3 protein-coding genes are annotated in these 8,534 nt (G+C 69.9%); 2 read left to right on the plus strand and 1 reads right to left on the minus strand.

Annotation, left to right across the window (positions count from 1 at the left end):
* Positions 1-530: 530 nt before the first annotated feature.
* The gene (locus ACFV6I_RS02705; protein ID WP_380423345.1) at positions 531-6,497 is read left to right on the plus strand and encodes a glycosyl hydrolase family 18 protein; all 5,967 of its coding nucleotides are present in this window, start codon (positions 531-533) and stop codon (positions 6,495-6,497) included.
* 335 nt (positions 6,498-6,832) lie between these two features.
* Here the strand turns inward: ACFV6I_RS02705 and ACFV6I_RS02710 are convergent, their stop codons facing one another.
* A complete protein-coding gene (locus ACFV6I_RS02710) occupies positions 6,833-7,204 on the minus strand; it encodes a hypothetical protein (protein WP_063351872.1) in 372 nt (123 codons plus the stop codon).
* 610 nt (positions 7,205-7,814) lie between these two features.
* On the opposite strand from ACFV6I_RS02710, the gene ACFV6I_RS02715 reads away from it, so the two are divergent.
* Positions 7,815-8,183 carry a hypothetical protein gene (locus ACFV6I_RS02715; protein ID WP_380423346.1) on the plus strand — a complete coding sequence of 123 codons (369 nt, stop codon included), beginning with the start codon at positions 7,815-7,817 and terminating at the stop codon, positions 8,181-8,183.
* Positions 8,184-8,534 lie beyond the last annotated feature (351 nt).

Genomic DNA, 8,534 nt, shown 5'->3' on the forward strand with positions numbered 1-8,534 from the left:
AGCACCCTCACACCCGACCGCCACCCACCCCCGCCGGGGTACGCCCCCCCGCCGACTCCCCCGCGGGTCACCGCCCCGGACAGCGGCACCACCGGGATCCGCTCGATGGGGATGCGGTTCGACCCGGACAGCGCCCCCCACCCGTCTGCAGCGGCGAGACGCCCGAACGCCCGCAGGACTGCGTAGACAGCGCATCAACGCACCGTCGACCCCGGCGTCCGGGGCAGCGGAGGGCGTGTCCAGGACCGCGCCGACGCCACGGGCCCTCCGGGCTCGCACACGGCCTCCGGCGTCAACACAAGCGTTGATCAAATATCAATTCCTGCTTCGTAAAGTCTCGACTTCCCTGTGCCGTCAACGGAAGGAAAGACGTGGAGCACACGTCAATGCGTGGCAGTCACCCCCCGAGCGGGATTCCACGATGTCGACCGACCATCTGGCGTCGAGTCGCCGCGACACTCGTCCTCACCCTGACCGTGGGCCTGTTGCAGGCCCTCGCGGTCACGCAGGGGGCGCCCGCCGTCGCCGCCATGGATTCCTATAAGGCGGCCACGTTCAACATGCAGAACCAGGACCGCTGGGACGGCACTTGGAGGGGCGAGGGCGGGAATCTGGAGGCCGACCTCCTGAACACCACTGACGCACCCCAGGTCATGGCGCTCCAGGAGTTGGGCAGCACCGTTCCCTGCCCCGCCAACCCCCAACAGTTCGTCACCCTGGGCCGTGACCTGCAGGGCGTCAACACCGACGTCAAGACGGAATGGACGGTGACCAAGTGCGAGGAGCCGTTCACCGAGGCGAAGAAATACGACCTGATCTTCCTCGCCACTCGGAACGGGAACGCCACCAGGAACCTCGGTTTCGTGGTCGACCGCGGCCTGGCGATCCCGTTCGACGTCAACAACGTTCATGTCATCGGCCAGGCCCTCAACGATCAGAACAACGAGGTCCCGGGTACCCCCAAGCCCATGCTCGGCATCAGGCTTCCCGACGGCACGTGGTTCTACAGCGTGCACGGGGCGAACACCTCCAACGACCGTAACGACACCGGCAATCGCATCGCCGCGGCCAGGGAGGACGCGAGCCCCAACAATTGGACCGTGCTCGGTGACTTCAACAGGACCGCGACGTCGTGGACGCCCGCCGACCTGGGCGGGGCACACGTCGTGCATTCCGACGGGGCGACGTACCCGGCCCCGCGCCCTGACCTCGATGACGGCAAGGGAAAGAACCTGGACTACGCGATCAGCAGTTCCCTGCCCCCGAACGAGTACCAGGCCTATCGTCTGGTCACCCCCTACTCCGATCACCACGCGGTGTTGTTCGAGCGCGACTGCGCCCCTGCGCAGCCTGTTGCCCGTTCCACCGCCGCACGCGGCAAGGCCTGCAGCAGGAAGCAACCGGCCATCGTGTCGCTGGGGGACAGCTACATCTCTGGCGAGGGCGGGCGCTGGGCGGGCAACGCGAACACGAAGGAGGAGGGGGACGTCTGGGGGACCGACCGGCGGTCGCGGTGCCAGACGGGGCAGGACTGCGTGTACGATGCGACGTCCTACGACTTCAACGGCAACCGGTGCGATCGCTCGGACGTGGCGCCGATCAAGGGGACGGAGTACGCGGACGTGCCGCCGGAGCGACGCTTCAACCTCGCCTGCTCCGGGGCGACGACCAAGAACATCCTCTCCGACGGGTTCAAGGGGCAGAAGCCACAGGTCGAGCAACTGGCCGACCTTGCCGCCGTTTACGACATCCGCCTGGTCGTGGTGTCCATTGGCGGCAACGACCTGGACTTCAGCGGCATCGTTGCGAACTGCGGGGTGGCCTACTTCGTCGCCGACGCCACCCTGAAACAGCCCTGCTCCCGGGCCAAGGAGGGCGAGTTCGCGGGCAAGCTCAACACCGTACGGGCCGAGATCGTCAAGATGCTGACCGCGGTCCGAGCCACGATGCTCCGGGCCCGACAGTCGAACTACGAGCTGGTGCTCCAGTCCTACCCGAACGTGCTTCCCGGCAAGGACGCACTGCGTTACGGCGAGGGCCAGACCTCGGAAGGCGGGGCGGTCGACCAGAGCCGCTATGTGACGGGCGGGTGCCCGTTCCTCAAGGTCGACGCGGACTGGGCCCACACCTCCGTCGTGCCCCGGATCGGCGAGATGCTGCGCCAGGCGGCCGGGACGGCCGGGGCACGCTTCCTGGACGTGCAGAACGCCTTCGCCGGACACGAGCTGTGCGCCAACACCGCGCAGCAGGCGACGAGCGCGAACAGCAACGGCGCCCCACTGCCGATGGACAAGGCCGAGTGGGTGCGCTGGGTCCCCTACCTTCCGGGCTGGGAGAAGTGGGCGACGGCGAAGCAGGGCGACGTCCAGGAGGCCATCCATCCCAACGCGTTCGGGCAGCAGGCACTGTCGCGCTGCCTGACCGAGTTCGGCAAGGCGGCGTCCGGCTCCGATCGGTACATCTTCAACTGTGCCGGTTCGAACGACGGTATGAAGGTCACTCCGGACACCTCTGCGGTGCGTGAGGGCATCGTCCGACTGCGCAACGCCCGGACGGGGGAGGTGCTGGACACCGAGACCGACAAGTTCGACGACTACCTCGTCACCCGCCCGGACAGCGGGAAGGCCAGCCAGCGGTGGCTGCTCCACAACGTGGGTTCGCAGATCTCGTTGCAGTCGGTGCAGCACGACGGGCGCTACCTGGACCGCTACAACAACTGGACCAACATCGGCCCCAAGGAGACCGGCTGGTACGTGTCGAAGGCGGCCGACGGCCGGGTCGCACTGTCCATCGGCGAGAACAGCAGGTGTCTCACACAGGACCCGGGGAACCGCTCCAGGGACCTCAACTGGGTCAGTAACGATTTCTGCGCCAAGGGTGTCCAGGAGACCCAGTACTGGAACATCGAGTACCCCGGCGACGTAATCATCACCCCCCGCGACCCGGCCTCCGGCACGGATCCGCGTGAAGGCCAGCAGGTGGAGCTGCGCTCGGCCACCGGCATGGCCGTGGACCTCAGCGGCAGCAGCACCGCCGCCGGTACGAGCGTCCAGGCGTACGAGCCCAACGGCTCCGGCGCCCAGCGGTGGGTGATGCGCTCGCTCGGCGGCGGGAACTGGCGCATCGCCGCGTCGGCGAAGCCCGACATGGTCGTCGACCACGATCCGGGGCCGCACACCACCCACCTCATCCAGGCCCAGGAGGGCAACGCCAACCAGGTGTGGCAGCCGAAGGGCACCGGCACCGGCTGGTACACCCTGGTCAGCGGTGCCGACGGCGGCTGTCTGACCGCCGGCGCCGCGGGCGCCGCGCTCGCGGTGACGGCCTGTGACGCGAACAACCAGGCCCAGCGGTGGAAGTTCCGGGAGAGCGGGACGGGCACGCAGGTGGGCACGATCCGCGGGTTGGGCGGCAAGTGCGTCGAGCCGCGCGGTGGCAGCCGGGACGACCGGACCCCGATCCGGCTCGCGGACTGCGCCGGCTCCGACGGCCAGGCGTGGACGGTCGCGGCCGACGGCACGCTGCAGGCCCTGGCCAAGTGCCTGGACGTCGACGCCGGGCGCGCCGACAACGGGACGGCCGTCCAGCTGTACGCGTGCAACGGCTCCGCCGCCCAGAAGTGGATCTACTCGGCGCGCCAGGAGCTGCGGAACCCGAACTCGGGCAAGTGCCTGGACGTCCCCGGCTCGGACACCGGCCGGCCGCTGCAGATCTACGACTGCAACCGGTCCGACGCCCAGAAGTGGCAGCTGTCCGCCCGCCCGGTGGGCCAGCCCGACGGCGGTGACGCGGGCGACCCGTTCGACGCCTCCCCGGACGGGCGCGGCACCAAGCCGGCCGCCTCGGGGGACTGCCGTCCCGAGGGCATGACGCCCACTCCGGGCGTGGCGGCGCGGTACTGCGACGTGTACGACGGCGCGGGCCGGGAGTGGGTCGGCAACGACCGGACCCGGCGCGTGGTGGGCTACTTCACCGGGTGGCGCGCGGGCGTGAACGGCGACCCGAAGTACCTGGCGTCGAACATCCCCTGGTCGAAGGTGACGCACGTCAACTACGCGTTCGCCGACGTCCAGGACAACCGGATCAGCATCGGTGACCCGAACGACCCGGCCAACCCGGCGACCGGCCTGAGCTGGCCGGGTGAGAAGAACGCCATGGATCCGTCCCTCCCGTACAAGGGGCACTTCAACCTGCTGAACACGTACAAGAAGCAGCACCCGGCGGTGAAGACGCTGATCTCGGTCGGCGGCTGGGCGGGCACCCGGAACTTCTACGCGATGACCACCAACGCCGACGGCTCGGTGAACCAGCCGGGCATCGACGCGTTCGCCGACTCCGTCAGCGCCTTCCTGGACCAGTACGGGTTCAACGGCGTCGACATCGACTACGAGTACCCGACGGCGCTGCCCAACACCGGCAACCCGCTGGACTGGGACGTCTCCAACCCGCGCCGCAAGGGCCTCCAGCAGGGCTACAACGCGCTGATGAAGACGCTGCGGACCAAGCTGGACCGGTCGGGCGCGGACAAGGGCCGCTACTACCTGCTGACCTCGGCCGGCTCCTCCTCCGGCTACCTCGTGCGCGGGCTGGACGCCGGGCAGGCGCTGCAGTACCAGGACTACGTCAACGTCATGACCTACGACCTGCACGGCTCCTGGAACAAGTTCGTCGGCCCGCAGGCCCCGCTCTACGACGACGGGAAGGACAACGAACTGGCCGACGCCGGGATCTACAACGACCAGGCGCCCAACACGAAGGACTTCCAGAAGGAGGGCTACTTCAACACCGACTGGGCCTACCACTACTACCGCGGCGCCCTGCCGGCCGGCCGGATCAACCTCGGCGTCCCGTACTACTCCCGCGGCTGGCGCGACGTCCAGGGCGGCACCGACGGGCTCTGGGGCACGGCCGCGATGGCGGACCAGGCGCAGTGCCCGCTGGGCACCGGCGGCCGCGGGCCCGCCAACGCGCAGTCCTGCGGGCGGGGCGCGGTCGGCATCGACAACCTCTGGCACGACCTGGAGAACGACCGGGAGGTCGGCGCCGGGTCGAACCCGCTGTGGCACACCAAGAACCTCCAGGACGGCCGCACCCCCGGCTACCTGAGGTCCTACGGCGTCGACACCGGCCTGCCGACCGGGCAGCTGACGGGCACCTACGCGCCGAAGTACTCGGACGCGCTCCAGTCGCCCTGGCTGTGGAACGACGCCAAGAAGGTGTTCCTCTCCACCGAGAACGAGAAGTCGATCGACGCCAAGGCCCGCTACATCGTCGACAAGGGCATCGGCGGCGCGATGATCTGGGAGCTCGCCGGCGACTACGCCCAGCGCCAGGGCGGGGAATGGGGCATGGGCTACGACCTGACCACCCGCCTCGACAACGCCTTCAAGGGCGCCGGCGCCGCCGGCAGCACCAAGGCGGGCGGCCGGCCGCAGCCGGCCGAGGTGATCGACGTGAAGGCCGAACTGGTGGACTTCCCCACCGGGGAGAACGACTTCTACCCCGTCCAGCCGAAGCTGCGGATCACCAACAACTCCGGCGTCACCCTCGCCCAGGGCACCGAGATCGCCCTCGACCTGCCCACCTCGATGCCGCCGATCGTCAAGGACAACGACTACAAGGAGATGAAGGGCCTCGTGCCCGGCCACACCGGCCCCAACACGGGCGGCCTCAAGGGGGACTTCCACCGGCTCACCCTCACCCTCGGCTACTGCGAGGACCTGGCGCCGGGCAAGTCCCGGGACATCGACCTGAAGTACTACCTGCCGGTCACCGGGCCGTCCAACGTGACGTTCAAGATCGGCGGACGGGAGTACGGCTCGACCGGGGACCAGCGCCGCGACGTGCGGACGGTGGCCCCGCCCGCCCCCGCGGCCGGCAGCTCCTGCCAGGCCCCGGACTGGAAGCAGGGCCAGGTCTACCGGCCCGACGGCGGCCGGCTGTGGCGGATGTACGACAAGGGCGACAAGGGCTGGATGTTCGAGTACGGCGACAGCCAGACCGGGAAGCCCATGATGATCGACAACAACCCCGACCAGTCCCGCGCGCACCTCGTGGAGCTGAACGACCAGAACCCCAACCAGTACTGGCGGATCCAGGACGCGGGCGGCGGCCTGTACACCGTCTCCGGCGGCGGCAGGTGCCTGACCGCCACCGCCTCCCGGCAGGACATCGCCTCGCTCGCGTGCAACGGACGCAACGAGCAGAAGTGGCGGCTCGTCCCGATCGCCGACAACGGCAGTGAGGGGGCCCCCGGCGGGCCGAAGCACAACGGCCTGTTCAAGCTCCGCTCCGCGAACGGCAGCGACATCGAGGTCGCCGGCGGAGCCACCGTCCGGGAGACCCACCTCCTCACCGGCGACCCGGCCGCCTCGACGGCCGCGTTCGTGAAGTACCAGGGCTACTACTGGTACGCCCAGTGGTACACCACCGCCACCCCCGGCACGGCGGAGGCCAACGGCGGCCGGCCGTGGAAGAAGCTGAGCCCGGCGCCGTAGCCCCGTCTCCCGGGACACAGCCGGCCGGGAGCCGGCCGGGCACCGCGTTTCTGCCGGTGCCTGGCCGGCTCCTTCGTCGTCCAGGCCGGTCGGACCGCACCGCCGGGCTGTTCAGCGGGCGCCGCGCCCGGTCGGTGACGGCCCCGGGAGACACCCGGTGCCGTCACCTCCGGAGTGCGTCCCACAACGACCGCAGCGGGGATCGGTGCAGGTATTGGTACAGGTATCGGTGCAGGGGCGAGGCCGGCCGGCGGTGAGGAAGTACCAGCCGGCGCGCGGCGCTCAGCCGCCCGTCGTGCCGCCGGGCAGCGGGATGACGGTGTCTGCGACGTGGATCATCGCGAGACGGTCCGGCCGGACTGGCTGCCGTTGTTGGTCGGGTACAGGTTCGCCCATGACAGGTTGCACGCGAACTGCCACCACGCGTTGTTCGTCCCGGCGTCGGCCACGTCGTTCCAGTTCCAGCTGTAGGTGTGGCCGCAGGTGTCTCCGGCGGTCAGGTAGAACCGCTCGTCGGTGCGGCCCGCGTTGACGTGCCACCCGACGGTCGGGCCGTTCGCGTACACCTGGTACCACGCGCCGTTGTTGCTGGTGGCGCTGTCGGAGCCGCTGTCGGAGGCGGACGCGGTGCCGACGGATGCGACGCCCACGCCGACCATCGTCGAAGTGACGACGGCCAGGGCGGCGAGAGTCTTCCTGATGCGCATGCTGTGCTCCCTTGGTGGATGAGCGTGTCGATGGCCCGCCCCCGGTGCGTGGACGTCATTGCGTCAAGTGGTGCAGCCGATCACGATGAGGGGGGTGCGCCGGGGGCGCGTACCCATGCCGCTTCCACTCCCTGCCCGCACAGTGGGCCGCCATGCAACTCTCCTTGGTGAACGGCCAGTTCGACGAGGGGGGGTGCGGGGCGGCCCGGTCTCAGCATGACCTACTCCGACCGCCGGAGTCACTGCATTCGGCAGACGGACTCGAACTCGGCCGCAGTGGCGCGGCGCCTGCGCTGGTGAACCGGCTTGCCCGGCGGCCGGACGGTCGTCGGGCGCGGTCGTCACCGTCACCGGCGGACACGACGGTGGTCCCGGCTACATCCTGCTCGCCTGGTAGAACCCGACGATCGTCTGACGCGGCACGAGCGGCTCCGGGCGGGTGACCCCGCCCACCCGTCCTGGGGGTTCGCGACACCCCAGTTCAAGGCGCGGGGCGCTGGGACCGGACCTGGACCGGTAGCCCCCGGACCTGGAAGCCCCGGGCGGACAGGCGGGCGAATCCAGGGTAGCGTTTCAAATACTCAGAGTGACTGTATAGAGAGGTGAAGCCATGAAACCGATCGGCATGGGAGCCGCAGCGCTCCTCCTTGCCACCGGGACGGTGACCGCCGTTCAGGCCCCGGCCCATGCCGCCGACCCGGCCTACGGCTACACCTGCCCTACCGGCTACTACAGCGAGGAGGTCACGATCGAGAGAGTGTTCTTCGGCGGGGCCTGCATCCCGGATCCTGCCAGCACCGGACCCCGCTACACGTTCCGCGTCGCCGTGCTCACGGAGGGCTTGCCGAGTGGGGACCGTGAGTACGTCGACGCCACCTTGAAATGCGACGAGTTGCAATCCGCCGCCCCCGACGTCGTCGCGTCGCGCTGCGACTTGGTTGACACCGGCCTCACACCCCGGGCGACGGCGAAGGCGTAGGGCCGGCAGGGCATGGACTGATCCGGGGACCAGGGACCGGTCGTCGCGGCGTAGCGGGAGCGAAACAGACCCCCGGGCGGGCGTTCGGGCCACGTCGGGGAGTGCGGTCAAGGCGCCGGAGGCGACGTCGGCGGCCCGGCCGGAGCGGGGGCGTCCGGATTCCGTCGCCGTGGTGATCGCCTGCTGCATGGTGGCGAAGCCGCCAAGGCCCTCGAACGGGTGCTGGTCGCCGCCGGCAGGGCCTGGCCGGCTGTCGGTCGGCGCCCGGGTGTGGTGGCAGAACGGGACCGCCCCGTCGCCCGCGCGGGGGTGGCCGCGTCCCGGGGGTCGGGGTGTGCCGCGGTGGGCGGT

This window comes from Kitasatospora sp. NPDC059803, assembly GCF_042732255.1.
In the GTDB taxonomy this organism is placed as follows: domain Bacteria; phylum Actinomycetota; class Actinomycetes; order Streptomycetales; family Streptomycetaceae; genus Kitasatospora.

Excerpts from the sequence above, each read along its gene's own strand:
- ACFV6I_RS02705 (WP_380423345.1), top strand. The coding sequence starts at position 531 with ATGGATTCCTATAAGGCGGCCACGTTCAACATGCAGAACCAGGACCGC.
- ACFV6I_RS02715 (WP_380423346.1), top strand. The coding sequence starts at position 7,815 with ATGAAACCGATCGGCATGGGAGCCGCAGCGCTCCTCCTTGCCACCGGG.
- ACFV6I_RS02710 (WP_063351872.1), bottom strand. The coding sequence starts at position 7,204 with ATGCGCATCAGGAAGACTCTCGCCGCCCTGGCCGTCGTCACTTCGACG.